The following is a 25191-nucleotide window of genomic DNA, read 5'->3' on the forward strand; positions in this document are numbered from 1 at the left end:
AAAAAATCCTCCTATTTCAGTCCAGGATACTCCTGCTGTCTTAATGCTTCATAAACCAGTATACCGACAGTGTTCGATAAATTCAGCGATCGTACTTTGTCAGTCATCGGAATTCTCATCAGTGACTCTTCGTACTCATCTTTCAGCCAGTCCGGCAGTCCTTTCGTTTCACGGCCAAAAATGAAGTAATGGATTTCATCAGAGCTGCTGAAGTCCACATCCGTAAAGTTCTTTCTGCCAAATTTCGAAATCATATAATAGTTGCCTTTATTCTTGTCAAAGAACTCTTCAATCGTGTCATATTCATATAATTCAAGGTCTTTCCAGTAATCCAGACCTGCACGTTTAACGTACTTGTCCTCAAGACTGAAGCCGTATGGTTTAATCAGATGCAGCGGTGTGCCTGTTGCGACACATGTTCTTGCGATGTTCCCTGTGTTTTGCGGTATTTCCGGCTGGTAAAGTACAACGTGATTCATAAATTTTTTCCTTCTTCCTGGCTAGCTTCCTGGATTCCCATAAGCATTTCTTTTTTTACATCGGCATCTGTTTCAATGCCGTAACGTTCATAAATATAATCCAATGCACCGTCTCCTGCAATCTGTCCGATTGCCCAGTAGGCAGTGCCTTTAATGACCGGACGTACATCCGTTTCGGCAACAGTTTTAAGTATATCAATTGCGCTCTCTTCTTTAAAGTGAGCAAGTGCAATAATTGCATTCCGCTGAATTGGTTTTTTACCGCGCCATACGCCTGCAAGATGTCCGTAAGTCTCATTAAATTCACGGTTTGATATTTGCAGCAGCCCGGTGAGTTCAGGTTTTAGAATTTCCGGTTCCAGCACAATATCTTCGTGATGCTCTGTATTGATGCCTTTGTTTCTCGGACACACCTGCTGGCAAGTATCACAGCCGTACAGCCTGTTACCGATTTTAGAACGGTATTCAACCGGCATAAAGCCTTTTGTCTGTGTCAGAAATGAAATACATTTCTGTGAATCTACCTGCCCGTTCCCGACTAGCGCACCTGTAGGACAGCGGTCTACACAGATGTTGCAGTCGCCGCATGAATCCAGCAGCTCTTCATCTGCCGGAAACGGATAGCTGACTATCATTTCTCCAAGGTAACTATAGGTACCGAGCTTCGGATTGATAATAAATCCATTCTTCCCGGCAAATCCAAGCCCGCTGCGTCTTGCTACTTCCCTGTCGCTGAGTACACCTGTATCCACCATCGATTTACAGTCGACTGACGGATCCAGTTCTTTAATGAATGCTTCCAGTTTCCCGAGCCTGCTGCGGAGTAATGTATGATAATCCGTTCCCCATGACGCTCTCGCAAAAATTCCGCGGCGTTCGCCCGCTTTCGATTTAGGTGCATTGCGCAGCCTGTTTGGGTAGCCGACTGCAATCGAAATAATACTCTCTGCATTCGGCAGACTTGCTTTCGGATTCGTACGCTCTTCAATCGTGCCTGTCTCGAATCCTGATTCGTAGCCGTTTTTATAGTAATCAATAAGTTTCGCTTTAAACTCAGTGAACGGTTCAGCCGTCGTAAATCCGATATCATCGATACCGATCGCAGCAGCATATTCAATTACGCGTTTTTTAAACTCATGACGGTCCATACTTCCCCATCCTTTATTTGCAAATTATTCTTCTGTGTTTTATATTGTAAATAACAAATACATGTGCGAGGTGAACTGCAGGACAATGAAGTAGATTATCCTTTTTTTCATGACATATTCAAGCTTATTTATTATGCGAAAAATTATGTCGAAATAGGGTTAATCTCTGCAGTTCATTTATAATATCTAATTATATACTATTATTCCGCTCCCCTCTCAGTTTACGGGAGAGCCGTTTGTATATTCTGTATTATACTTGGTGAGGCCTTATTTCGACAAAGAAATGAGGCTGTTTTTTTATGATGAATCTTAATGACATCACATTGGAAATTAACGGAGAAACAATTATATCAATCGATAATAACACTGTACAGGAACACAAAACAATCGGTCTGATTGGACGCAACGGCAGCGGTAAAACAACTCTGCTGAAACATATCATTAATAACGACACACTGTATACCAATCAGCGCATCACTTATATTCCGCAGCTGAAAAATAACGATATGGGGAAAAGCGGAGGAGAAACGACGAAAGTTTATCTGCAGCAGGGTTTAAAAAATTCCGGCGGTATTCTTTTACTGGATGAGCCGACAACTCACCTCGATGAAACAAACGCAGCATGGCTCCTTAATGAGCTGAATAAAAAGAAAGCAATTAAAATTATTGCATCACACGACCGCGATTTTCTGGATCAGATTGCAGAAGAAATATGGGCAGTTGAAGATACAAAAATCGCTGTATATCCAGGCAACTACTCGCATTACAAAGAGATAGAAGCACATAACAGACAGCGTGAAAAAGATGAGTACGATAAATATATCCGCGAGAAACAGCATCTGGAAAAGGCCGTGGAAAATAAATCAAAACAGGCTGCTTTATCGAACAAACCCAAAAATAAAACTGATTCTGATTTTAGACAAAAGGGCGCTAAACCCTATTTCAATAAACTGCAGAAGAAATTAGATCAGGTGGCTTCTGGTATGGAATCCCGCCTTAACCAGCTTGAAGAAAAAGAAAAGCCCGAAGAAGAAAAACAGGTGATTTTTTATTCTCATGACGTGGAGAAACTCGGCAGTAAAACAGTTATCCGTCTTGAACATGAAGACATAGCGAGAGAAGAAAAAATGCTTCTGAAAGATGTCTCTCTCTATTTAAAAGCAACTGACAAAGTGAGCATCACCGGAACAAACGGTTCAGGCAAAACAACTCTGCTTAATTATATTTATAATAAGTATCGGAATTCCAATCTTGCCATCGGATACTTTTATCAGCAGCTTGAGTCTCTGGATTTAAATCTGAGCATTTTAGAAAATATTACAAAGAGCAGCAGTTACGATGAAACCACTGTCAGAACCGCCCTCGCCCGCTTAAATATTAAAGCAGATGAGGTTCATAAAAAAGTATCCGTCATCAGCGGCGGCGAGCGCGTGAAAGTTCAGCTGGTGAAGCTGCTTATGGCAAACAGCCAGGTACTGATTCTCGATGAACCGACCAACTTCCTTGATGTACACTCAATCGAAGCACTTGAAGAAATGCTGAAAAACTATCCGGGACTGATTATTTTAGTTTCGCACGATAAACGATTCCGTGAAAGAATCACGCCGGTTTCGTACGATATTCAAAACCGGAAACTCGTTAATCCGGATATACCGGTACCGAGAAATGCCGAAAAAGATGAGCTGATGGTGCTCGAAACGCAGATCACCCGTGTACTCAGCGAACTGTCAGCAGAATCCACTCCGGAACTGGAAGAAGAATTCGAACGGCTGATTAAGCAGAAAAATGATATTAATAACCAGTAAAATGATAAGAGACAGATGCCGTTGTCAACCGGACACGCTGGATTCACAACAGAGAAACGCCGTTGTCAACCAAACTCACTGATTCAAAATCAACATCCAAATCAAAAAAAGGCATCCCACAGGGGTGCCTTTTAATCATTATTATATTTCATCGCACGTTTGATACGTTCAGGTATCATTACGATCTCAGCTTTCATATCTTCAGGTCTGAATGTTTTATCAATACATTTTTCCCAGTATTCCAGATGTTTTTCATCAAGATCTGTTTTGGAAACAGTGTCATCTGATTGAGCGTCATCCTGAACGCTGTACCAGTATAAATATTCTACATCATTAAAAGCTTCGCGGAAGATTGTTTCAACGAACATTTTCTCGCCTTCGAGGTTCATGAGAACGTCATCCATATGATTATGCATGTATTCTATCCACTCGTCTACCAGCTTGCTTTTACCTTCTTTAACTCTGTACTTCGTCAATTCTACTCTCATGATTGCTCCCCTCTTAAAACGACTATCTATTTAGGTTTAACCTATGTATTATTAAAATTAAATAATTTTTATATATTTTTAGCATACTGTTTAAAAATAACCTGCTTTAACGTCATTATAACGTTTTCCCGGCTAAAGACAACGTATATATGTATCTTTGCCTATTTTATGCACCGGAGGTCTCATTTAATGAAACTTATACTAGGTTCCCAATCGCCAAGACGCCGTGAACTTCTTTCCCAGGCCGGTCTGGATTATGAAATCCTTATACCCGATGCCGATGAAAAACAAATTACGAGCAGCGATCCGAAAACTAAAGTAATCGAAACTGCCAGATTGAAATCGTCAGTTCTGACGGTGGATGATAATTCTGTCCTGTTAACCTGTGATACAGTTGTCAGTCACAATAATATTATCTATGAAAAGCCCGCCACAGTTGAAGATGCACGTCAAATAATTAAGGCTTTATCCGGAAGCACTCATGAAGTGTACTCCGGTGTCATATTAAAGTCAAGAGGCTTGGAGGAAATTATTTCGGACCGCACAGAAGTCACTTTTTACGAGCTGTCAGATGATGAAATAGAAGAATATGTTAACACCTGCGAGCCTTATGACAAAGCGGGCGGTTACGGTATTCAAAGTTTCGGCGCTGTGTTCGTCAAAGAGATAAAAGGTGATTACAATACCGTCGTCGGCCTGCCTCTGTCAAAAGTCTACAGAGCTTTGAAAAAGTATAATTTATAAAAACTACCCGCGGGCCGGACAGCCTGCGGGATTTTGTTTATATATCAAAGAGATTATTAAATGCTTCGCTCATTACAGGGTGGTTATACATCTGATCCCGGAGTACTGTATAAGGAATATCGTTATCCATAGCGAGTTTTACAGTGTTAATCAGTTCTTCTGAGTTCACCCCGTATAAATGCACACCGAGGATTGCTTTCGTCTCAGTATCCACCACGGCTTTAAATAAACCGCGCAGTTCATTATTAATATGAGATCTCGGGTGTCCCGACATCGGCATACTGTTCTCAGCCGCCTTGTATCCCTGTTCTTTTGCTTCTTCAGATGTCAGTCCTGCACGTGAGTATGGCGGATCTGTAAACATCGTATAATGTACATTTGTACGTGAATTATATGCATAAGAGCCGTGATCAAATAAGTGACTCTTCACAATGCGGTAATCATCAAGAGACGTATATGTGAACTGCATACCGCCTTTCACATCACCCATCGCATAAATATTTTCAGCGTCAGTCTGCAGATGATTATTTACTTTAATCTCGCCTTTATTTGTCAGCACGGCTGTTGTGGTTTCAATGCCGAGACCTTCTGTATTGGCTTTTCGTCCGGTCGCAAACAGTACTGCATTTGAAGTCACTTCTCGTTCGCCTGATAGTGTCACAGTAATTTTACTGCCGCCTTCATCAGTTACTTTTTCAGCACGTTCACCGAAAATAAAGTTTATGCCGCTTTCTTTCATATCCTTCGTAATTTCCGCTCTGATATTACTGTCTTCGCTTTGCAGTATTTCTTCATCAGGTACGATAACACTGACTTCCGAACCGAAAGCGTTGTACATCGTCGCGAATTCAAGTCCGATATATCCGCCGCCGACAATTGTCAGTCTTTCCGGCAGTATTTCTTCATCAATCAGCGTCGTACTCGTATATACTTTGTCTGAATTTATGTCGCCGTCTATTGGCGGGATAATACTTTCAGCACCCGTATTTACGAAAATTTTATCAGCACTGAGCACTTCTTTGCTTCCGTCAGCCAATTCTATTTCAATTTCCTTATCATTGATAAACTCAGCTTTTGCATCATAGACAGTCGCATGTTTTAAGTCTGCAACACTGTGGTAGTTTTTATCACGCAGTCTCCCGATAACACCATTTTTACGTTCCACAGCAGCTCTGTACTCTCTGCCGTTTAATGCATCGTGCATTAGCAGTTTCGTCGGAATACATGCGATATTAATACATGTTCCGCCGTACATCGTTTTATCTTTTTCGATTAAAGCTGTCTTCCAGCCGCGGCTATCAAGATCTCCTGCCAGCGTCTTGCCAGCTTTTCCAAACCCGATAATTATTGCATCAAAATGAGTCAATTACAGCCTCTCCTTAACGTTATCCAAACTTTTTCACTCATTTTGTATTTACCCTGAGAAGCTGATTTAAAACAGTTCGCGGGCAAGCAGCTTATAGACATTCAGGCGTGCTTCCTGCGAATGCGGAATGCTGCAGATCATCGCTTCATCGAAGCCGTACTGATTTTGTTCCTTTAAGAGACGTTCAGCAATTTCTTTCGCCGAGCCGACTAAATGAAGTTTGCGGCCTTCCTCGATTTTCATGCGGTCCATTTCAGTTATCGGGAAATCCTGTGCTTCTTCAGGTGTCAGAACCTGGCCGCTGTGTCCTTTCATAAACTGCAGACGCCAGATATCCTGGGGTCCTGCCTGGAATTCCGCTTCTTCAGCTGTTTCAGCTGCTGTTACCATATAAGACACATTAATTTCCGGTTTTTCCATAAATGGTGATGCTTCAAAATTATTTTTATATGCATCGAGAATTTCTTTTGACAGCTGTCCGTTAAAAAATTGTGCAAACGAGTATCCTGCGCCTCTCCGTCCCGCTTCAACAGCACTGTTTCCGCTGGAACCGAGCAGCCATGATTCGGGGCGTACAATATTAGATGGTGTCGCGATGGTTTTGTTATACAGTTTCGATGACGGCACTTCATCGTTAATCAGCTGGAGCGCAGTATCAAACTTTTCATACATATTATGCATCATGGGCGTGCGGCCTTCAGATAATGCATAAACTGAATACTGATCTCCGCCGGGTGCTCTGCCCATGCCGAAATCAATACGCCCGGGTGCAAATGCACTGAGCGTTTTAAATACTTCCGCAAGTTTTAACGGTGAGTAATGCATCATCATCACGCCGCCGGTACCGATACGGATATTTTCTGTTTTTGCCGCGAGATATGCTGCAGTTACTTCCGGTGCCGAACTCGCATAAGCAGATGTACCGTGGTGTTCTGCCATCCACATACGCTCGTATCCGAGCTGATCTCCGAGTACTGCAAGCTCTTCTGTTTTAATTAAAGCACCTGCCGCTGTATGCCCTTTTGTTATAGGCGCCTGATCCAATATGCTCAGTTTCATAGTTAATTCATCCTTTAATTAGTTTTTATCGATAAATAATACCTTCTTCAAAGAATATCAATTAACCGGCCGGTTTAGAAACTTCGTGCTTAGTCCGCGCCCTGCCACTCACAAGTAAATGCCAGTCTTTCACCATCGTACTCAGCACGGATCCGGCCGTTCATTTTATCCATTAAACTTTTCGTTACGGCAAGACCGAGTCCTGAGCTCCGCCCGGTTCTTGATTTGTCTGCAATGTAGAAACGGTCAAAGAACAGTTCGGGATTGTGTGCTTCATCAATAATTTCTGTACTGTTTTCCACACGGAGCAGTACTTTGTCTTCATTTTTACGGACAGTGACCCCGATACCTCCTTTTGAATACTGGAGCGCATTGGACAGCAGATTTTCAAGCACCCGGGTCACTGCTGCCCGGTCGTTCATTATAAATACAGGTGTACTGCTGATATTAATGTCAGGCTCAACTTCTTTCTCTTTAAAACCGTTATAAAACGATAAAACCATTTCATTCGTCATCTCTGTCATATTAATCCGTTCATTGCGTAATGTATAATCATGAGATTCAATTTTACTCAGCTCAAAAAAATCATTCACCAGTTTCTCAAGATGCACCGAACGTTCGAGTGCAATATTTAAATATTCTTCCCGCTGACTTTTTGATAAATCTTTTGACTTCACCATTTGAAGATAGCCTTTAATTGATGTTAAAGGTGTTCTTAAATCGTGGGAGATGCTCGCAATTCCCTCTTTTAATTCATTCTCGGAACTTATTTTTTCACGCTTCGCACTGACGTAATGATCAATCAGTGTATTGATTTCAGAACCGAGTGTTTCAACATCTCTATCGACCAGACTGATATCCATTTTCTTACCCGTGGAAAAATTATTATATGAATTCAGCTGTGTGCTGATATTCTTTATTTCTTTTTTCACGACAAAAAGGCGGATGCCGAGAACAGCCGCTGTAATTATTAAAATTATTAGCATGAGGATCATTCCCGTGCACCTGCCCTTTAAATTTATTTGATTTCTTTTTTATTAAAAATATACATACCGATAACAAGCATAACAGCTGTTGAAATGACTCCAATCACTACTGCTGCAATAATATCACCAGATGTCATTTCGGGGTTCATGACTATACTGAACTGACGGAATACCGAATAATCGTATATAGCTGTGATAATATCCGACATCGGCATTTTCTCTATTACAAACATAATGAGTGTGAAGACGATTGTAAAAATTATCGTTCTGCCGCTGTCTCCTGTAAGAATCGCAATTAGTGTAACAATTGCTGTATACCCTGCCAGCTGCAATGTAAATAACCCGAATGCCTTCAGTAAATACATCATGCTGTTCCCATCAAATATACCGGCGTTCATAAGCAGGTTCAATATCAGACCTGTCCCGACCGGGATAATCACAGTGATAACTGTAGCAGCTGCAGTAAATACGAGATATTTCGCAAGGTAAATTAAACTTCTGTTTTTTCCGCTGATAATCTGATTTTTAATCACGCCGCTGCTGTCGAATTCAGTGGAAATATAAAATGCTGCGAGCGTTCCTGTCATCAGGTTAAAAAATAAAGGCAGGATAAACATCGATAATGCATTCATTTCAGGAATGCCCATAGTTTCAAACGGCGTATTAGTGAGCATCCACCATCCTGTTATGACAAGATAATGCATCAGACTGCTGAGCCCGAGTGATACTATTAAAATCAACCAGAATGATTTGTTGTGTCTCAGTTTAAATATTTCCGCCTGCAGAAGATTATTCATGTGAATCACCTCCGACAAGTTTTGAGAAGTAGCTTTCGAGACTGTCCCCGTTCTGTGAAAGATGTTCAATAATTAATCCGCCTGATGTCAGCGCCGAAGACACCTTACGCACTTCATTCAGGTGATTATACAAGCTGATTGAACCGTCGGGACTGACTTCAAAGTCCGTCGTATTTAACTGTTCTTCAAGAATTGTGACACCTTTTTCTGTATCATTCACTTTAATTTTCAAGTGCTGACGGCATTTATTATCCAGCTCGCGGAGTGTCAGTTCCTCAATCAGTCTGCCTTCATGAATAATTCCGTACGTTGTTGCGAGCTGATAAAGTTCGCTTAAAATATGACTGGAAATCAGCACAGTTAAACCTTTTTCACGGTTTAATTTCTGAATTAATCCCCTCAGTTCAACAATACCTATCGGATCCAGTCCGTTTGTCGGTTCATCCAGAATAAGAAATTCAGGATCACCGAGCAGTGCCGTTGCAAGGCCAAGGCGCTGCTTCATCCCCAGTGAGAAGTTCTTAACTTTTTTGTTACCTGTATTTTCCAGTTCCACGAGTTTCAATGTATCTGCGATACACTGTTTCCCTGGAATCCCCTTCTGGAGTCGGTGAACTTCCAGATTTTGTTCAGCTGTCATATTTAAAAACAGTGCCGGGTTCTCAATAATCGCACCGATTCTCTTCTGTGCAGCATTCAGACCTTTATCTGCATTCTCACCGAAAATTTCAAGCGTGCCGCTGTCCGGAAAACCAAGTCCCGTTACCAGTCTCAGCATCGTTGATTTCCCTGCACCGTTCTGTCCTATAAACCCGTAAATATCTCCTTTTTTAACAGTGAGATTTACTTTGTTGACTGCTGCATAATTTTTATATGTTTTTGTGATTTCTTCAGTTCTTAATATATATTCGTTCATAATATGATCTCCTTCTTAATCGATACATTGATTGTAAATTAGAAATCATAAGAAGGTCTTAAACCAATTCTTAAGAAAGTATTAAGTTTTCATTTTATACCCCATTCCCCATACCGTCTCTATATAATCCGCTTCACCCGCTGCTCCGGACAGTTTATTGCGGAGATTGCTCATATGAACATTCACAGTATTATCGTCTCCATGAAACGTTTCATTCCATGCGCTTTCAAATATATTCGCTTTGGAGAAAACTTTTTCGGGACTCGACATCAAAGTATATAAAATCGTAAATTCACGTGCAGTCAGTAACAGCTCTGAATCATTCACCTTTACGGTTCTGGCATCTGCATCAAGAACGATATCTTTATGTACAAGCACATTTGGAATCACCTGATTGCTACGGTTAAATCTGCGCATAACAGAGCCGATTCGGGCAGATACTTCCTCCACATCGAACGGCTTCGTAATATAATCGTCTGCTCCAAGACGCAGTGCACTGACTTTTACCTCCTGTGCATCACGGGCAGAAATGACGATTACGGGTGATGTTCCTAAATCAGTTATATTTTTCAGGACTTGCTCCCCGGATAATCCCGGCAGCATCATATCAAGCAGTATTAAGTCCCACTGCTGCTGTTTGATGTAAAGCATCGCTTCCGTGCCTGAATACGCAGATTGTGTTGTATATCCCTGTCCGCTCACAATATCCGACAGCAGTTTATTAATTGCATCATCATCTTCCACAATTAATATATTTTTGTTCAGCACCATATTTCTACACCTCTCACTCTATTCCTAAATTTATTATAAACGTAAAAATACTCCGTGTTATTCATTTAAGAATATCACGGAGTATTGACCCATTTATATCTATATCACTTTCAGCTGTTTAATCTGATTTATTCTGCTTCTGCAGGATTAAATTGTAATTCAAGGTTAACTTTAACGTCCTTGGATACCATTACTCCGCCAGTCTCAAGAGCCTGGTTCCAAGTTAAACCAAATTCTTCACGGTTAATTGAGAAGTTAGATTCGAAACCGTAAACGTCAACACCCCATGGGTTTAATGCTTTACCGTTGAATTCTAAAGGAATAGTAATTTCTTTAGTTACATCTTTAATAGTTAAGTTACCGGTAACATCATATTTAGAACCTGAACCTTCGATTTTAGTTGATTCAAATGTGATATCAGAATAGTTTTCTGAATCGAAGAAGTCAGCAGATGTTAAGTGAGCATCACGGTCCGCTACCTTAGTATTGATTGTTGCTGTGCTTGCTTTCCCTGTAACTTTTGCTGTTGAAAGTTCTTCAATATTGTCAACATCGAGATTAATTGACCAGTCACCGAACGTACCCTTAACTTTAGTGACCATCATATGTTTTACCGTAAATTCTAATTCCGAGTGTGCTGTGTCTAATGCAAATTTAGCCATAATTAATTCATCCTCCAAGATTTTGTTTGCAGTTTAATATTTCGCTTTCGAACTATCACATTCATTATATTAATACACTTGGTTACAAAAAGCAAGTAACAAACTTAAAATAAATTAAATTTAATACAATCTTCTATTTTAAGAGTCCTCAATTGATTACCTGTTTTCAGAAAATTAAACCTTTTCAACATATATTATTAATTTGTTGACCTTTATTTATTAAGCGTGTATTCTTAATCTCATTAATTAAATAATTTCTTATCCAGAGAGGTGAAGGGACTGGCCCGCTGAAGCCTCAGCAACAGACCGTAAGGTACTGTGCTAATTCCAGGAGCAGCATCTGCTCGAAGATAAGCCGAGGATTTCCCCATCTCTTATCTTTGCAGATAAAGGATGGGGATTTTTCAATAGGAGGAGTTATATGTCTAAACATAAAGGCAGTTTTGTATCGCTGCTGCCATTAATTATATTCGTAGCATTATTTATCGGCACAGGACTGATCGCCGGAGATTTCAATGCGATGCCGATTACTGTAGCCGCAGTTATCGCTTCAGTCTTAGCATTCTTTTTATATTTTAAAGAACCTTTTAAAGATAAACTGTCCGCGTACTTAAAAGGTGCAGCACAGGAAAATATTATACTAATTATAGTTATCTTCCTGCTGTCCGGTGCGTTTTCCGGAGTTGCCGGAGCAATGGGTGCTGTTGATTCAACAGTTAATATGGGATTAACATTTCTTCCGGGCAGTCTTTTACTCAGCGGGATTTTTATCATCTGCTGCTTTGTTTCGCTGTCGATGGGAACGAGCATGGGCACAGTTGTTGCGATTGCGCCGATTGCGATTGGTATTGCTGACCAGACAGAAATCGGAGTCGCGCTTGCTTTAGCTACGGTTATCGGCGGCGCGATGTTCGGTGATAACTTATCTTTCATTTCAGATACAACAATCGTTGCTACACGCACCCAGGGCGTAAAAATGATTGATAAGTTTAAAGTGAATTTTTGGATTGTACTGCCCGGAGCACTGCTTACAGTAGTCATTCTGTATCTGCTCACTGCGGATGTTTCGCTTAGTGAAACAGGAAATTATGACTTTAGATTTATAGAAGTACTGCCTTATTTAGCCGTATTGATAGTCGCACTCCTTGGAGTCGACGTCATCATCGTGCTGCTGAGCGGTGCAGTATTTGCAGGCATACTTGGACTGTTTACTGGTGCATTTGATATATTCACACTGATTACAGCGGCCGGTGAAGGCATCGCAGGAATGCAGGAAATAGCAATTATTACTATTTTAATCGCTGGTATGATCGGCCTGGTGAGTCATTACGGCGGTATTACCTACCTGCTCGATACAATTATGAGCAGAATTAAATCTAAAAAAGGCGCAGAACTTGGTATCGCAAGTCTGGTCAGTGTTACCGACATATCAACAGCAAACAATACGATTTCAATTATTATGACCGGGCCGCTGGCGAAAAATATTGCCGATGAATACGATGTGGACCCGAGAAAATCAGCGAGCATCCTAGATACTTTCGCAGCAGGATTCCAAGGATTAATACCATACGGCGGACAAATGCTTGCCGCTTCAGGACTCGCCGCCGGTATCTCACCTGTTGAGATTATGCCCTACTCGATTTATCCAATAATATTAATAATCAGCGGGATAGTTGCTATATTAATCGGTTTCCCGAGAAAGTATTCAAAAGAAAATGTTAAATAGATTTATATTGGTCGGATGCAGCGGTGCTGTGTCCGTTTTTTTATATATTATGCGGGATATTTTTGATTGAGTACGACGGTGAATCCGTGTCGTATCCCAGGCGCTCTTCAAAGACGACGGCAATCCTGCGTCATACTCCAAGTATATATATCAACTAAAAAAACGGAACATGCTCACGCATATCCCGTCTCAATAACTATTTAAATAAAATTTCCTTAATCATATGCATTTCTTTAGCATATATAGAATCTTTAATATCTGCTACTATCTCTTCAATTAAATTATAAGCCTCTCTTGCCTCTTCGACTTTGCCTGTTTCAAACAGGCTCAGCGGATATACAAGACTGCGCACTGCAAACAGTATTCTATCGAGCGGATGCTGTGCTTGCGGGCGTTCATACATTTTATATGAAAAGTTTTCCAGCACATAATTATAATCCTCTTTAAAATATGCCAACTCCATATCAAATACAGGAAGATACTGCTTAATATACTCCTGGTGCAGCTTAGGTTCTTCAGAGACGTAATCACCTTCCACCATCTCCGTCATTCCCTTCAAAAACTCTTCAATCATTTCAATAATATTATCAGGCTGATTCAAAAGATAAAATACGCTGATCGGACGGTTTCTGTCGAGTACTTCAAATCGGTATTTATCTGATTGATTAAACAATAAATACTTTCTTATATTTTCCTGATATTCCTCAGCTTTTTCCCACTCTTCATTATGTGAATAATATAATCCGAGTATTAAATTCTGCAGGTAATAGTATTTAAAGTTCTCCATCTTATAACTTTCCTGAATATGCAGCTCACCATATTTGAGGAAATCTTCTCTGTCAAAGTCTGCAGCAAATGAGCTCCTCCAGAATAAGTAATTAAGATAGATGTTGTTATCGTAATCCTTAAATTTCTCTACTTCATCTTCCAGCTGTTTTATCGTTTCATAAGCGTTTTTATAATCACGCTCATACAGCATTGACACTGCATTGTTCATTTTATCGGTTACAGCGAGATGTTCCAGTCCGATACTTTTATAGAACTTCTCAATTAAATCAGTAATCTCTTCAGCCTTCTCTTTCTGTCCAGTATATCTGTAGTAAACCCGAATCAGATGATAAACAACCATACCGTCGTTCGACTGTGCAATCTTATCCATGTTTGGCAGTATTTCTTCTTTTATTAATTCCGTAGGAAAATCAAAGGCATTGTACAGCTCGCTGCGTTCAAGAACTTCTTTTGTCCACTCGCTGTCTCCCTCTTGAGTTAAGTAGCTGACAGTTACTCCAAGCTCCTCTGCAAGGTATTCCAGTGTATCCATTGAAGGTTTGGATTTATTATTCTCTATTAATGACAGCATGCCTTTAGTGATTTTACTCCCGGCCAAATCAACAAGAGTTAATCCCTGTTCTTTTCTCAATGCTTTTATACGTTCACCTAAAGTCATAGTCCTCACTCCAATTTACATTAGTTTAATTATATTAAACTTTTTATTGACTTACAATACTAAATAATCATATGATAAGTTTAATCAAATTAAACAAAGGGGTCATTGTTTATGCTGTTTGCCAAAGAGGTTCCATACAGAGAGAAGTTAAATTTTATAGTTTATATTTTCAGCAGACTGACTTTAAATTTAGGTTCTCTGATATACACGTTTGCTGTATCCTACTCTATTTTATACTTCACAGGATCAGCATTGTATTTCGCTATTAACCTGGCGATAAGTTCTGTGGTCATGACACTCATGCTTCCATTGTCCGGTGTAATGAGTGATCTCGGCAATAAAAGAAGGATTATTATATCAGGGGAAATAATTCTGACGTTTATAATGGCGGGACTATTAATATTTACTTACTTTAACGGATTTAATTTATTCGCGATTTATATCACTTCTTTTTTAGCAGCTTTAGTTAATCCGTTTGTCTCAAACTCATTCCAGACATCCATGACTGAGATGTTTCATAAAGAGCGCATTCAAAAAGTAATGGGATATGTTTCCGCGATTTTGTCATCTGCAGTAATTATTGGTCCTGCAATGGGCGGTGTGCTGTTCGGTTTATTTGATTTGTATATTATGATTTTAATATTTACGATTACGTACGCCATCTCCACCCTGCTCGATTTCTTTATAAAATTTGACTTATATTACGAACCGGTGAATTATGCATTAAATGATACTGCTGCTCCGGTGGCCGCTTCAGCACTTGGTAAATTCAAACACGATGTATTGCAGGGTATTAATTACATTAAAAATTCGTATGTTTTCCTCCGGGTCTTTATGATGGCTGCCTTTATTAATTTCTTTGCATCCCTTATGGGGATTTATCCGGAGAAAGCGATGATTACAGAATTGAAATTCTCACCGGAAACCGTCGGAATTATTAATGCATTTGACGGTGTCGGTGTGCTGATAGCAGGGATTGTTATTGGTTCTGTAAAACAGTTTAAAAATCCTGTTGGTCTTATGAAATATTCTCTGCTGCTGTGGACATTTACAATCCCTCTGTATTTATTGCCGCTGTACACAAATATGCCGGAGATATACTCGATTGTATTCTTTGCTGCAATGGGTTTCTCTGTGGCAGCAATGCTGCAGGTTATTAATGTTCCGCTCTTCACTTACGTCCAGCTGACAGTGCCTCAGCATGTTAAAGGAAGAGTGTTTTCTGCAATCAGCCTGTTCGCTATGTCCATCGCACCGGCTGGTACTTTATTGTACGGTTTCGCATATGATTACATTCCTTTCTGGATTATTCACAGTATAAGTTTTATTGCACTTATTGCTATTACGCTTATCTTCCTCAACTCACGTGTTATCGAGGAATCCAGAGCCGATGTTGCACAAATATCAAAAGAACTTGAGGATGCTGCTTCTCTCAATGAAAACACTGATATTTAACAGTTTATATTACGCTTTGTCTGATATAATAATGAGTAATATAAACTACACAAGGATGTTTTTATGACGAATTATAAAAAAGATTATGAAAAGATATTCAGCGAATTGTCCGATGAGGATCAGCTCGCATTTAGCTCGCTCGACAGCGAGTTTGATAAAAATTTCATCACTGAGGATGCGAAGTATGAACAGCTTTATATAATGGCAGTTTCCATGATAGATGCCGGACAGAATTACGTGGAGTACTATAATGCCAAAACAAAAGATGTTGCACGCGTTGCTTCAAAAAAACTGCCTAAGTACCGCAGTAAGTACTGGTCTGATGCGGGGATTCTCGGTGTTTACTTTGCGATTCTGTTTTCAGCAACAATCTTTTTCTTTGGAGAGATTGTAATTTCCCTGGTACTTCCTGCCGTTATCGTTTTAATACTGGCTATGGTGCCTTTAATGAATCACGGTATTAAGCACCAGTCATCAGGCCGCGGCAACATGCAGACAGTTTCCGGTATTTTATTTATAATTCTGTTTGTCAGTGCAAACCTCTTAATACTGTTCATGAATTCCGACACACTCAGTCCGTTAAAAATTACGGCTTACGACGCCTCAGCCGCTGAGACGCTGCTTTACATTGTTTTCGTGATTACAGCAGCCGCTTCAATTTACTTTATTTTCAGCTCTGATTCATGGGCAAGTAAACTGATTTTTATGGTGCTTCTTATATACAGTGCTGGCCGCCTGATTCATCCGTTTGATTTCCTTAACGGATTATCGGCATTCATCGTTCAGTACTTTATGTTCATCGGGTTAATTATTATTATTATCGCCCAGTACTTAAGAACAAAAAACACAGACAGTAACTGATATTAAAAAAATGAATTTAAAAATCGCACTTGACTCCCGGAGGGAAGCAAGTGCGATTTTTTATTAATATTTTAATCCATTTCATTCGTTCTTCTTAATTTAAATGCCATTACAAATCCTATAAAGGCCAGTATCCCTGCAAACATAAATGACATATTAACACCGTGAATCATACCGGGTACACCTTCGTCCGGTTTCATCGTGTTAGTCATAATCGATACGAGCAGTGCCGTTCCTACTGCTCCGGCAACCTGTCTCATTGTATTGTTCATAGCTGTACCATGAGGTACCAGTTTGTTCGACAGCTGGTTTAAACCTTCCGTTGTCACAGGCATCATAACCATCGCTACACCAAGCATACGGAATGTATTAACGACCGCAAGATAAGTGAATGTCGTTTCTGTATTCAGATTGGCAAACATCAGTGTTGTTACGCTTAACATTCCGAGTCCGATTATCGCAAGCCATCTGGCCCCGTATTTATCGAACAATCTGCCGGTTATGGGACTCATAAGCCCCATAATCAATGCACCCGGCAGCAGCATCATGCCGGACTCCATCGCTGAAAATCCAAGCATTGTCTGCATAAAGATTGGCAAAATCACTGCGCCGCCGATCATCGACATAAAGACAATCATACCGAGTGACGTGGACAGTGTGAATATTTTATCTTTAAATACTCCAAACTCGAGCATGGGTTCTTTCAGTCTGTTCTGGCGTTTAATGAACAGTACAAGTGAGATTGCACCAACGATAATCGGAATAATCACCATAAGACTCAGCCAGCCGCTGCTTCCTGCTGCACTGAAGCCGTATAGCAGTCCGCCGAATCCAAGTGTTGACAGCATGATTGAGGTCATATCCAGTTTCGGATTCGTTTTCTCCGTTACGTTTCTTAAGATAAAATACGCTACAACGAGGTCGATTACAACGATTGGCAGCAGCATGTAGAATAATCCGCGCCATGGATAAATATCGATAAACCAGCCTGACAGCGTCGGACCGATTGCCGGTGCAAAACTGATTACAAGTCCAAACATTCCCATCGCTTTACCGCGTTCAGTACGCGGATAGACAAGGAATAGAATCGTCTGCATCAGAGGCATGATTATACCCGCACCTGCAGCTTGTAATATACGTCCTGCAAGAAGTACTGAGAACGACGGCGAGATACCGCAGATCAGCGTTCCGAGCCCAAACAGAGACATTGCTGTAAAGAATAAAGCTCTCGTGGAGAACTTGTTGATTAAAAATGCTGTAATGGGTATCATTATTCCGTTGACGAGCATAAATATCGACTGCAGCCACTGGGCTACATCGGCATCGAGTTTCAAATCCGTCATTATATGAGGGATGGCAGTTGCCAGGAGTGTTTGATTTAATATCGCTGCAAATGCTCCTGATAAGAGCACGGCCATTAATATTGTTCTGTTTCCAGCAGTCAGTTTACTGCTGTTTTCATTTCCCAAAGACATCAATTTTCCTTCTTTCATAGACTTTCACAATCATTGATTGTATAATACAACTATATAAAAAGTCAAGAAACGAATCTGAAAGGCTCGTGTTTATAAATGATTAACGATGAATCTTTAGAAACTCTGGAACTTGAGCTCGCGATGATGGTCCGCGCTTTAAGAACCAGAAGTGTAGAACTTAATAAAAAACAGGAATTAAAACGGGCAAGTTATTTAATTCTTCTGCTCATTACTAAAAACGGGCCGATGAGTGTTAAACAGATTTCAGAAAAACTCCACCTCGATATTTCGACTGTCAGCAGACAGGCAGCCGATCTCCTTGCGGATCATATGCTGTATAAAAAGCCTTCTGAAACAGACCGCCGTTCATATCTTTATGCGATTAACGATAAGGGGCTTGATATGATGAAATATATCAGACACAGCAGACAGCAGCGTTTTTCAAAAATGATAGATGAATGGGATCAGACTGAGATTGACGAGTTTGCCCATCTGCTGAAAAAATTTAACAGCCTGATGAATTAAAACAGCCGTTTCACCAATTATAGTGAAACGGCTTATTTTTTACCTGCTGATCTGTTCGTTAAAAAATGCGATTAATCTGGAGTTCATATCATCCTGATTTTCAGTATATAAATACTGATGTCCTTCGTTCTCATATGCAGTCAATTCGACATCTTTATTCTGCTCTTTCATTCTTTCATACATCTGCACGGATTCCGAGTAAGGTACCCTCACATCGTTATGAGAGTGGAAAATTCTAAGCGGACAGCGTATTCTTTGAGTGTTATTTAACGGCGCAATACACTGCATGAATTCATCGTGCCGGCCGATAAAGCCGTATTCGTGCGAACGCTGCTCGCGGCGCCAAGCCGGTGTATTAGTCAGCAGCGTCGTAAAATGCGAGATGCCGACAATATCGACTGCCCCTTTCCACAGTTTAGGGAACTGGGTAATTAAGAGCAGCGTCATAAAACCGCCGTAGCTTCTCCCCATAATAAACATATTATCTTTGTCAGACTGATGATTCTTAATCAGATGTTCTCTTAATTCAACAACATCCTTCGCCGCGTCGATACGTTTTTCCTGATTGTCGAGTCCGATATAAAACTTGGAATATCCCGTTGATCCCCGAATATTAGGCACCGCAATCTGATAGCCTTCTTTGTACAGCTTGTAATAGAGTTCATTAAATTCCGGACGCGCCTGTGATTCCGGTCCGCCATGAACGTGTATTGCTGTCGGTGTATTATCAGTATCCTGGCAATACAGGTAATAGGGCACATCCAGACCGTCAAATGACGGGTAAGTTGAATGCATCGTCTGAATTTCTATAGCCGCTTCATCGTTGCCAAACAGCTTCTCTGTGCTGCCGTCTGTCAGATCAAACTGATAGACAGCATGCGGTGTTGCCATATCCGAATACAGTGCATACAGCTTATTATTAGAATTAACAAGAGAGTGCACTACTCCTTCACTCATGAATTGCAGAGTCTCAAGCAGGTCATTCTCCACATCGTACTTAAATAATTTGGAGAAACCTTTTTTATTTACTTCAAAGATTACTGTATTTTTATCTTCAAGCACAATGACTTTCTGAATATCCCATTTAAAATAAGTCAGTTTTTTAAATTCAAATGTCTCTTTGTTCAGTTTATATAAATTTAAGTTTCCTTCCAGATAATCACTCGTAAACAATGCCTCCGAGTGATTCAATGATTGGTAATTTCCGAAACGTCCCGCCGGCAGTTCTGTATTTTTCAGCTCAGCAGTTTCCAGATTATAAAGATAAACTTTCTTATCTATATTATTTACAGCCTGGCTCATCAGCAGATGACTGTCATCAAATTTACCGATGATTGAGCTGGATGTCTCAAATGAATTAAGCACAGTGTCATGACCTTCCGAGTGTTCGATTAATTCAAACGTTTTACCATTCTTATGATGTCTTAAATAAATAAACCCGCCGTTCATATGTACACCGTAATGATGGTAGTAATCATCGTCCGCTGTCAGCTGCACTTTTTCTTCCCCTTTGAAAAAAGTCAGCTGTTCGCGTTCATTACCGTTTAAATCCGTGCCAATCAGCAGACCATTGTCTGCAAACCAGTAGTTTTTAACATTTTCCTGTTCATCCGATACTTTTACATAACTTTTACCTTTTAAATTGTAGCTGTACAGTTCGCGCTTCCCTGTCTCATCAGAGATAACATATAAATTCTCTTCGCTCTTATCCAGTTTCAATGATAGATATTTAGTAAACTCCGTCACTTCGGCACCCTCTTTTAATTATGTAATCCTTATATATAAAAATACCCTAATCCTCAATGAATTGTAAGGATTAGGGCTCATTTTCATAACTATTGCATATTAAAGTAGTCCACAGCGATCTGTGTGCCGACTTTAGCATTGTTATAAACTAATTTAATGTTGGCTTCCAGAGACTTTCCTTCTGTTTTTTCTACAATTTTACCAAGCAGGAACGGCGTTGAATCTTTACCCCCGATACCTCTTTCTTCAGCTTCTTTAACTGCTTCCATAATAATCCTGTCGATGTATTCTTTCGGCAGTTCATCACTTTCTAAAATAGGATTGGCGATAACTGCTCCGCCTTCAAGTTCAAGGTCATGTTTTGCTTTAATAATTGCTGCAATATCTTTGGTAGTCTGTGCTGTTGTGTTTAATTTAATATTGCTTGTGCGTGTGAAGAATGCCGGAAGTACTTCAGTCTGATAACCGATCACAGGTACACCTTTAGTTTCAAGATACTCCATCGTCTTTTCAAGATCTAAAATAGATTTGGCTCCTGCACAGATAACAGCTACATCAGTTTTCCCCAACTCGTCAAGGTCTGCTGAAATATCCATAGTTTCTTCAACTCCGCGGTGTACACCACCGATTCCTCCTGTAACAAAGAATTTAATACCTGCCATTTCAGCACAAATCATTGTCGATGCCACAGTTGTTGCTCCAATGCGCTTAGTTGCAATAATTTCTGCAAGGTCACGTCGTGAAACTTTTGCTACACCTTCAGAGTTTCCTAATTTTTCAAGTGAAGCTTCATCAAGTCCGATTTTAATTCTGCCGTCCATAATTGCAATTGTTGCAGGAACTGCTCCTCCTTCACGAACGATATTCTCAACGGTTTTAGCCATTTTAACGTTTTGCGGATAAGGCATCCCGTGTGAAATAATAGTTGATTCCAAAGCAATTACCGGTTTATTGTTTTCCAAAGCTTCTTTAACATCCGGATGCAATTCGATTAAATGATTCATTTAACTTCCTCCATGTCTTTAATAAGTTGTTTTTCTGTTAAGTCCTGACGTACAGTATATTCTGTTTCTATTGTTTTACTGCTGTTCACCAGCGCCATCTTAACGATGTCATCAATCGGATAGCCTTTCAGCCAGCCAAATACAATTGCGCTGGAAAACGAATCTCCGGCCCCTGTAACGTCGACAACTTTTTCTGATGGGATTATGCTGTAAATCTTACCGCCGCCGTTCTTGCTGATGTAAGCCAGTGATTTGACGCCATTTGTAACGATTACGTGATTGACTCCGGCATCATTCCACAATGTTGCTGCTTTAAGCAGCTCATCGTCGCTGTTTATCTTAATATTAAAATGAGCTTCTGTCTCGTCTCTGTTAACAATCAGCCAGTCAACCGGATTAAGGTTGTCAGGCAGTCTGTTCATCTTCGGTCCCGATACCGGAATCAGCACAAGGTTAAGATTGTACTTCTCCGCATAAGCACACAAGAAGTCGAGGGAAACTTTAGGTGTATTTAAATCTGCAATGATACACTTCGCACGCTTTAATATGTAAGTCTGCTTAATCAGCACTTCAGGTGTCAGATGATCGTATATATTCATATCGGCAAAGCCGTACTCCATTTCCCCTTCATTACTGATCAGAGCTGTATAGCACCCTGTACTCTGTCCTTCTATATGCTCAGCAAAATCCAGATTGATAAACTGAGAGGTCTGTTCCTCAATTGTTTTCCACTCGCCATCATCACCGCGTGCTGTAATTAATGCAACACTTTCTCCAAGTCTCCCGAGGTTCTCCCCGATGTTACGCGCAACACCACCGACAGAATGTGAAGACTGAATCGGATTCGATGTTCCCTGGATAAGTTCATCGTGAACAAAAAACTTACGGTCTACGTTCGCTGCGCCGACACATACTATCGGATACTCTCTGTTCAGTACGTATGCCTGACCCTGAATAAATTCTTTCCTAACAAGATTGGATACTATCGAAGCTACAGCTGAACTTGTCAGCCCTGCCTTTTCCGCCAGCTCTTTTTGTGAAATAAACGGGTTGTCTTTTATGTAATTTAAAACGTCATTTTCTTTAGGATGCATTGTTATCCTCCCAACTCACTTTTCACTGTTTTAAAAATCAGATTATTTAAGCAGTAAAAACTCACTTTAACATAAAACAGCAGTCTTTTTGTGAAAAAATAACAAAATCATTAATATATATGAGAATGTTTGCACTAATCTGTACAACAGTAATATTTAAAATATATATCTTATAAAATAATTATTTAAGATTCATATAAGAACAGTCAGACTTCACTGATGCTATTCAGGCAGTATCCAGCGCATTGTTAAAAATAAACACAAAAAAACACTGCACAATTAAGTGCAGTGTTTCTGTATACCACCGGTCGGGATCGAACCGACACTCTCTAACGAGAATTGGATTTTGAGTCCAACGCGTCTGCCTGTTCCGCCACGGTGGCTAAGTAAAAAAAAAGACTAATTAGTAATCTAATTAGTTTAAAAGTATAAAGCGGAAGATAGGATTTGAACCTATGTCTTGCTTCAGGAAGAAGCATGTTCTGAACACTAAACTACTTCCGCATAAAAGTATAGTTAAAGGCGCCAACCGGATTTGAACCGGTGATAGAGGATTTGCAGTCCTCTGCCTTACCACTTGGCTATGGCGCCAAAGGAAATAAAAAACTGGGCTGGAAGGATTCGAACCTTCGCGTCACGAGACCAAAACCCGTTGCCTTACCGCTTGGCTACAGCCCAAAAATGGGGCGGCTGATGGGGATCGAACCCACGCATGCCGGAACCACAATCCGGTGTGTTAACCACTTCACCACAACCGCCATTTTAGAAAATATGCAGGGGTAGTAGGAATCGAACCCACATCAAAGGTTTTGGAGACCTCTATATTACCATTATACGATACCCCTATACTAATGGAAGGGGGCAGATTCGAACTGCCGAACCCGAAGGAGCGGATTTACAGTCCGCCGCGTTTAGCCACTTCGCTACCCTTCCGTAAAAGAATGCCGGCCAGAGGACTTGAACCCCCAACCTACTGATTACAAGTCAGTTGCTCTACCAATTGAGCTAGGCCGGCTAAAATGGTGGTTCAGGACGGAATCGAACCGCCGACACTGTGAGCTTCAATCACATGCTCTACCAACTGAGCTACTAAACCACTATATATGAATTTGTTTTTAAATTAAAAATGGCGGTCCCGACGGGAATCGAACCCGCGATCTCCTGCGTGACAGGCAGGCATGTTAACCGCTACACCACGGGACCTGAAATATAATCTTACATAAAAATAATTGCGGGAGAAGGATTCGAACCTACGACCTCCGGGTTATGAGCCCGACGAGCTACCACTGCTCCATCCCGCGATAATATTATTAAATTAAAAATGGCGGAGGAAGAGGGATTCGAACCCCCGCGAGCCGTTAAGCCCCTGTCGGTTTTCAAGACCGATCCCTTCAGCCGAGCTTGGGTATTCCTCCGCGATATAAAGTTTAAGCTATGGTGGACCTTGCAGGACTCGAACCTGCGACCCAACGGTTATGAGCCGTTTGCTCTGACCAACTGAGCTAAAGGTCCAAAAATGGTGGCGGCAGAGGGGATCGAACCCCCGACCTCACGGGTATGAACCGTACGCTCTAGCCAGCTGAGCTACGCCGCCGAGTTAAATTAAGTATCACTATAACTAAGACTTTTTTTAAAATTAATGGTGGAGACTAGCGGGATCGAACCGCTGACCTCCTGCGTGCAAGGCAGGCGCTCTCCCAGCTGAGCTAAGCCCCCATTAAATAGGTATATCATTTTTTTAAAAAGAGTCGGGAAGACAGGATTCGAACCTGCGACCCCTTGGTCCCAAACCAAGTGCTCTACCAAGCTGAGCTACTTCCCGTTTCTATAAGCGCGCCCAAGAGGAGTCGAACCCCTAACCTTCTGATCCGTAGTCAGACGCTCTATCCAATTGAGCTATGGGCGCATTGCTGTATTAAATTCAATATGGTGCCGAGGACCGGAATCGAACCGGTACGATAATCACTTATCGCAGGATTTTAAGTCCTGTGCGTCTGCCAGTTCCGCCACCCCGGCTTAAACTGGAGCGGAAGACGGGATTCGAACCCGCGACCCCCACCTTGGCAAGGTGGTGTTCTACCACTGAACTACTTCCGCTGACTATACTATTTGTAAAACATTATTTAAAAATGGTGCGGGTAAAGGGAGTCGAACCCCCACGCCGTGAAGCGCTAGATCCTAAGTCTAGTGCGTCTGCCAGTTCCGCCATACCCGCATATTAGAATGTGAGCCATGCAGGATTCGAACCTGCGACCCTCTGATTAAAAGTCAGATGCTCTACCAACTGAGCTAATGGCTCTCGTTAAGAGATGGTGCCGGCCAGAGGACTTGAACCCCCAACCTACTGATTACAAGTCAGTTGCTCTACCAATTGAGCTAGGCCGGCTACATGGTGGAGAATGACGGGTTCGAACCGCCGACCCTCTGCTTGTAAGGCAGATGCTCTCCCAGCTGAGCTAATTCTCCATGTAAGATACTATTATCTTATATTATGACCGATAAATCAATCATAATTTTATTTAATTTTCAAAAACTATGTAACAGCCTGGCAGCGTCCTACTCTTGCGGGACGTCAGTCCAACTACCATCGGCGCTGGAGAGCTTAACTGCTGTGTTCGACATGGGAACAGGTGTGGC

The 25191-nt window shown here is 41.0% G+C and carries 21 protein-coding genes, 23 tRNA genes, 1 rRNA gene and 1 riboswitch; of the genes, 6 read left to right on the plus strand and 39 right to left on the minus strand.

Going from position 1 to position 25191, the window contains the following annotated elements; all coding sequences use genetic code 11:
- Nucleotides 1-11: 11 nt before the first annotated feature.
- Both trmL and queG read right to left on the minus strand, forming a co-directional pair.
- Nucleotides 12-479 carry a tRNA (uridine(34)/cytosine(34)/5-carboxymethylaminomethyluridine(34)-2'-O)-methyltransferase TrmL gene (gene trmL, locus HNR41_RS06220; protein WP_184282743.1) on the minus strand — a complete coding sequence of 156 codons (468 nt, stop codon included), beginning with the start codon at nt 477-479 and terminating at the stop codon, nt 12-14.
- Entirely contained in the window at nt 476-1627 is a 1152-nt protein-coding gene (gene queG / locus HNR41_RS06225) for a tRNA epoxyqueuosine(34) reductase QueG (protein ID WP_184282745.1), read from the minus strand. Before queG ends, trmL begins: the two co-directional genes overlap by 4 nt.
- Nucleotides 1628-1926: 299 nt before the next feature.
- Here queG and abc-f point away from each other — a divergent pair, with 299 nt between their 5' ends.
- On the plus strand, nt 1927-3432 hold the full coding sequence (gene abc-f / locus HNR41_RS06230) for a ribosomal protection-like ABC-F family protein (RefSeq protein WP_184282746.1): 1506 nt from the start codon (nt 1927-1929) through the stop codon (nt 3430-3432).
- 131 nt (nt 3433-3563) lie between these two features.
- On the opposite strand, the gene HNR41_RS06235 is transcribed toward abc-f, so the two are convergent.
- Entirely contained in the window at nt 3564-3920 is a 357-nt protein-coding gene (locus HNR41_RS06235; RefSeq protein WP_184282748.1) for a DUF6176 family protein, read from the minus strand.
- A gap of 189 nt (nt 3921-4109) precedes the next feature.
- Between HNR41_RS06235 and HNR41_RS06240 the strand changes: the two genes are divergently transcribed.
- Nucleotides 4110-4664 carry a Maf family protein gene (locus HNR41_RS06240; RefSeq protein WP_184282750.1) on the plus strand — a complete coding sequence of 185 codons (555 nt, stop codon included), beginning with the start codon at nt 4110-4112 and terminating at the stop codon, nt 4662-4664.
- A 37-nt stretch (nt 4665-4701) separates the two neighbouring features.
- Here the strand turns inward: HNR41_RS06240 and HNR41_RS06245 are convergent, their stop codons facing one another.
- The 7 genes from HNR41_RS06245 to HNR41_RS06275 form a co-directional block, all read right to left on the minus strand.
- Entirely contained in the window at nt 4702-6030 is a 1329-nt protein-coding gene (locus HNR41_RS06245; RefSeq protein ID WP_184282752.1) for an FAD-dependent oxidoreductase, read from the minus strand.
- Between the two features lie 66 nt (nt 6031-6096).
- Nucleotides 6097-7089, minus strand: a complete 993-nt coding sequence (locus HNR41_RS06250) for an MsnO8 family LLM class oxidoreductase (protein ID WP_184282754.1) — start codon at nt 7087-7089, stop codon at nt 6097-6099.
- 89 nt (nt 7090-7178) lie between these two features.
- On the minus strand, nt 7179-8021 hold the full coding sequence (locus tag HNR41_RS06255) for a sensor histidine kinase (protein WP_311770118.1): 843 nt from the start codon (nt 8019-8021) through the stop codon (nt 7179-7181).
- 86 nt (nt 8022-8107) lie between these two features.
- Complete coding sequence (locus HNR41_RS06260; protein ID WP_184282758.1) at nt 8108-8872, minus strand: ABC transporter permease; 765 nt, start codon at nt 8870-8872, stop codon at nt 8108-8110.
- Complete coding sequence (locus tag HNR41_RS06265; RefSeq protein ID WP_184282760.1) at nt 8865-9788, minus strand: ATP-binding cassette domain-containing protein; 924 nt, start codon at nt 9786-9788, stop codon at nt 8865-8867. The genes HNR41_RS06260 and HNR41_RS06265 overlap by 8 nt, the downstream gene beginning before the upstream one ends.
- 81 nt (nt 9789-9869) lie before the next feature.
- Nucleotides 9870-10559, minus strand: a complete 690-nt coding sequence (locus HNR41_RS06270; protein ID WP_184282762.1) for a response regulator transcription factor — start codon at nt 10557-10559, stop codon at nt 9870-9872.
- 128 nt (nt 10560-10687) lie between these two features.
- Nucleotides 10688-11221: a YceI family protein gene (locus HNR41_RS06275; RefSeq protein WP_184282764.1), complete on the minus strand. Its 534-nt coding sequence runs from the start codon at nt 11219-11221 to the stop codon at nt 10688-10690.
- Nucleotides 11222-11476: 255 nt separating this feature from the next.
- A riboswitch (SAM riboswitch) is annotated at nt 11477-11578 on the plus strand.
- A 64-nt stretch (nt 11579-11642) separates the two neighbouring features.
- On the opposite strand from HNR41_RS06275, the gene HNR41_RS06280 reads away from it, so the two are divergent.
- Entirely contained in the window at nt 11643-12947 is a 1305-nt protein-coding gene (locus HNR41_RS06280; protein ID WP_184282765.1) for a Na+/H+ antiporter NhaC family protein, read from the plus strand.
- Nucleotides 12948-13143: 196 nt separating this feature from the next.
- On the opposite strand, the gene HNR41_RS06285 is transcribed toward HNR41_RS06280, so the two are convergent.
- Nucleotides 13144-14394, minus strand: a complete 1251-nt coding sequence (locus tag HNR41_RS06285) for a helix-turn-helix domain-containing protein (protein WP_184282767.1) — start codon at nt 14392-14394, stop codon at nt 13144-13146.
- 111 nt (nt 14395-14505) lie between these two features.
- Between HNR41_RS06285 and HNR41_RS06290 the strand changes: the two genes are divergently transcribed.
- Both HNR41_RS06290 and HNR41_RS06295 read left to right on the plus strand, forming a co-directional pair.
- Nucleotides 14506-15849, plus strand: coding sequence for an MFS transporter (locus HNR41_RS06290; RefSeq protein ID WP_184282770.1), 1344 nt, complete (start codon nt 14506-14508; stop codon nt 15847-15849).
- Between the two features lie 63 nt (nt 15850-15912).
- On the plus strand, nt 15913-16710 hold the full coding sequence (locus HNR41_RS06295) for a hypothetical protein (protein ID WP_184282772.1): 798 nt from the start codon (nt 15913-15915) through the stop codon (nt 16708-16710).
- Nucleotides 16711-16781: 71 nt separating this feature from the next.
- On the opposite strand, the gene HNR41_RS06300 is transcribed toward HNR41_RS06295, so the two are convergent.
- Entirely contained in the window at nt 16782-18185 is a 1404-nt protein-coding gene (locus HNR41_RS06300) for a DHA2 family efflux MFS transporter permease subunit (protein ID WP_184282773.1), read from the minus strand.
- Nucleotides 18186-18281: 96 nt separating this feature from the next.
- Here HNR41_RS06300 and HNR41_RS06305 point away from each other — a divergent pair, with 96 nt between their 5' ends.
- Entirely contained in the window at nt 18282-18710 is a 429-nt protein-coding gene (locus HNR41_RS06305; protein WP_184282775.1) for a MarR family winged helix-turn-helix transcriptional regulator, read from the plus strand.
- A gap of 39 nt (nt 18711-18749) precedes the next feature.
- On the opposite strand, the gene HNR41_RS11490 is transcribed toward HNR41_RS06305, so the two are convergent.
- From HNR41_RS11490 to rrf, 27 genes are all read right to left on the minus strand, one after another.
- Nucleotides 18750-20456: an alpha/beta hydrolase family protein gene (locus tag HNR41_RS11490; protein ID WP_184282777.1), complete on the minus strand. Its 1707-nt coding sequence runs from the start codon at nt 20454-20456 to the stop codon at nt 18750-18752.
- Nucleotides 20457-20545: 89 nt separating this feature from the next.
- A complete protein-coding gene (locus HNR41_RS06315; protein ID WP_184282779.1) occupies nt 20546-21460 on the minus strand; it encodes a pseudouridine-5'-phosphate glycosidase in 915 nt (304 codons plus the stop codon).
- A complete protein-coding gene (locus tag HNR41_RS06320; RefSeq protein WP_184282781.1) occupies nt 21457-22554 on the minus strand; it encodes a carbohydrate kinase in 1098 nt (365 codons plus the stop codon). Before HNR41_RS06320 ends, HNR41_RS06315 begins: the two co-directional genes overlap by 4 nt.
- Before the next feature lie 299 nt (nt 22555-22853).
- Nucleotides 22854-22937: transfer RNA gene (locus tag HNR41_RS06325), tRNA-Leu, on the minus strand.
- A gap of 49 nt (nt 22938-22986) precedes the next feature.
- Nucleotides 22987-23058: transfer RNA gene (locus HNR41_RS06330), tRNA-OTHER, on the minus strand.
- A gap of 16 nt (nt 23059-23074) precedes the next feature.
- Nucleotides 23075-23145: transfer RNA gene (locus tag HNR41_RS06335), tRNA-Cys, on the minus strand.
- A gap of 15 nt (nt 23146-23160) precedes the next feature.
- Nucleotides 23161-23232 (minus strand) — tRNA-Gln (locus tag HNR41_RS06340).
- A gap of 4 nt (nt 23233-23236) precedes the next feature.
- Nucleotides 23237-23312 (minus strand) — tRNA-His (locus HNR41_RS06345).
- A 16-nt stretch (nt 23313-23328) separates the two neighbouring features.
- Nucleotides 23329-23399, minus strand: a tRNA-Trp gene (locus HNR41_RS06350).
- Between the two features lie 7 nt (nt 23400-23406).
- A tRNA-Tyr gene (locus HNR41_RS06355) sits at nt 23407-23487 on the minus strand.
- Between the two features lie 9 nt (nt 23488-23496).
- Nucleotides 23497-23569: transfer RNA gene (locus HNR41_RS06360), tRNA-Thr, on the minus strand.
- 5 nt (nt 23570-23574) lie between these two features.
- Nucleotides 23575-23650 (minus strand) — tRNA-Phe (locus tag HNR41_RS06365).
- Between the two features lie 31 nt (nt 23651-23681).
- Nucleotides 23682-23757 (minus strand) — tRNA-Asp (locus tag HNR41_RS06370).
- Nucleotides 23758-23783: 26 nt separating this feature from the next.
- Nucleotides 23784-23855 (minus strand) — tRNA-Met (locus HNR41_RS06375).
- A 21-nt stretch (nt 23856-23876) separates the two neighbouring features.
- A tRNA-Ser gene (locus HNR41_RS06380) sits at nt 23877-23969 on the minus strand.
- Between the two features lie 20 nt (nt 23970-23989).
- A tRNA-Ile gene (locus HNR41_RS06385) sits at nt 23990-24066 on the minus strand.
- A 5-nt stretch (nt 24067-24071) separates the two neighbouring features.
- Nucleotides 24072-24148: transfer RNA gene (locus tag HNR41_RS06390), tRNA-Met, on the minus strand.
- Nucleotides 24149-24194: 46 nt separating this feature from the next.
- Nucleotides 24195-24270 (minus strand) — tRNA-Ala (locus HNR41_RS06395).
- A gap of 32 nt (nt 24271-24302) precedes the next feature.
- A tRNA-Pro gene (locus tag HNR41_RS06400) sits at nt 24303-24376 on the minus strand.
- Nucleotides 24377-24386: 10 nt separating this feature from the next.
- Nucleotides 24387-24460: transfer RNA gene (locus tag HNR41_RS06405), tRNA-Arg, on the minus strand.
- 21 nt (nt 24461-24481) lie between these two features.
- Nucleotides 24482-24570: transfer RNA gene (locus tag HNR41_RS06410), tRNA-Leu, on the minus strand.
- 6 nt (nt 24571-24576) lie between these two features.
- Nucleotides 24577-24651 (minus strand) — tRNA-Gly (locus HNR41_RS06415).
- 33 nt (nt 24652-24684) lie between these two features.
- A tRNA-Leu gene (locus HNR41_RS06420) sits at nt 24685-24769 on the minus strand.
- Nucleotides 24770-24780: 11 nt separating this feature from the next.
- Nucleotides 24781-24853, minus strand: a tRNA-Lys gene (locus HNR41_RS06425).
- Nucleotides 24854-24864: 11 nt separating this feature from the next.
- Nucleotides 24865-24940 (minus strand) — tRNA-Thr (locus tag HNR41_RS06430).
- A gap of 4 nt (nt 24941-24944) precedes the next feature.
- Nucleotides 24945-25020, minus strand: a tRNA-Val gene (locus HNR41_RS06435).
- Between the two features lie 77 nt (nt 25021-25097).
- Nucleotides 25098-25191: ribosomal RNA gene (gene rrf / locus HNR41_RS06440) — 5S ribosomal RNA — on the minus strand; the annotation flags it as partial.

The sequence above is a fragment of the Jeotgalicoccus coquinae genome, from assembly GCF_014207425.1.
GTDB lineage: Bacteria > Bacillota > Bacilli > Staphylococcales > Salinicoccaceae > Jeotgalicoccus > Jeotgalicoccus coquinae.

Bases quoted from the DNA above. Each gene is read 5' to 3' on its own strand.
- trmL (WP_184282743.1), bottom strand. From the start codon at position 479: ATGAATCACGTTGTACTTTACCAGCCGGAAATACCGCAAAACACAGGG.
- queG (WP_184282745.1), bottom strand. From the start codon at position 1,627: ATGGACCGTCATGAGTTTAAAAAACGCGTAATTGAATATGCTGCTGCG.
- abc-f (WP_184282746.1), top strand. From the start codon at position 1,927: ATGATGAATCTTAATGACATCACATTGGAAATTAACGGAGAAACAATT.
- HNR41_RS06235 (WP_184282748.1), bottom strand. From the start codon at position 3,920: ATGAGAGTAGAATTGACGAAGTACAGAGTTAAAGAAGGTAAAAGCAAG.
- HNR41_RS06240 (WP_184282750.1), top strand. From the start codon at position 4,110: ATGAAACTTATACTAGGTTCCCAATCGCCAAGACGCCGTGAACTTCTT.
- HNR41_RS06250 (WP_184282754.1), bottom strand. From the start codon at position 7,089: ATGAAACTGAGCATATTGGATCAGGCGCCTATAACAAAAGGGCATACA.
- HNR41_RS06260 (WP_184282758.1), bottom strand. From the start codon at position 8,872: ATGAATAATCTTCTGCAGGCGGAAATATTTAAACTGAGACACAACAAA.
- HNR41_RS06265 (WP_184282760.1), bottom strand. From the start codon at position 9,788: ATGAACGAATATATATTAAGAACTGAAGAAATCACAAAAACATATAAA.
- HNR41_RS06270 (WP_184282762.1), bottom strand. From the start codon at position 10,559: ATGGTGCTGAACAAAAATATATTAATTGTGGAAGATGATGATGCAATT.
- HNR41_RS06275 (WP_184282764.1), bottom strand. From the start codon at position 11,221: ATGGCTAAATTTGCATTAGACACAGCACACTCGGAATTAGAATTTACG.
- HNR41_RS06280 (WP_184282765.1), top strand. From the start codon at position 11,643: ATGTCTAAACATAAAGGCAGTTTTGTATCGCTGCTGCCATTAATTATA.
- HNR41_RS06285 (WP_184282767.1), bottom strand. From the start codon at position 14,394: ATGACTTTAGGTGAACGTATAAAAGCATTGAGAAAAGAACAGGGATTA.
- HNR41_RS06290 (WP_184282770.1), top strand. From the start codon at position 14,506: ATGCTGTTTGCCAAAGAGGTTCCATACAGAGAGAAGTTAAATTTTATA.
- HNR41_RS06295 (WP_184282772.1), top strand. From the start codon at position 15,913: ATGACGAATTATAAAAAAGATTATGAAAAGATATTCAGCGAATTGTCC.
- HNR41_RS06300 (WP_184282773.1), bottom strand. From the start codon at position 18,185: ATGTCTTTGGGAAATGAAAACAGCAGTAAACTGACTGCTGGAAACAGA.
- HNR41_RS06305 (WP_184282775.1), top strand. From the start codon at position 18,282: ATGATTAACGATGAATCTTTAGAAACTCTGGAACTTGAGCTCGCGATG.
- HNR41_RS06315 (WP_184282779.1), bottom strand. From the start codon at position 21,460: ATGAATCATTTAATCGAATTGCATCCGGATGTTAAAGAAGCTTTGGAA.
- HNR41_RS06320 (WP_184282781.1), bottom strand. From the start codon at position 22,554: ATGCATCCTAAAGAAAATGACGTTTTAAATTACATAAAAGACAACCCG.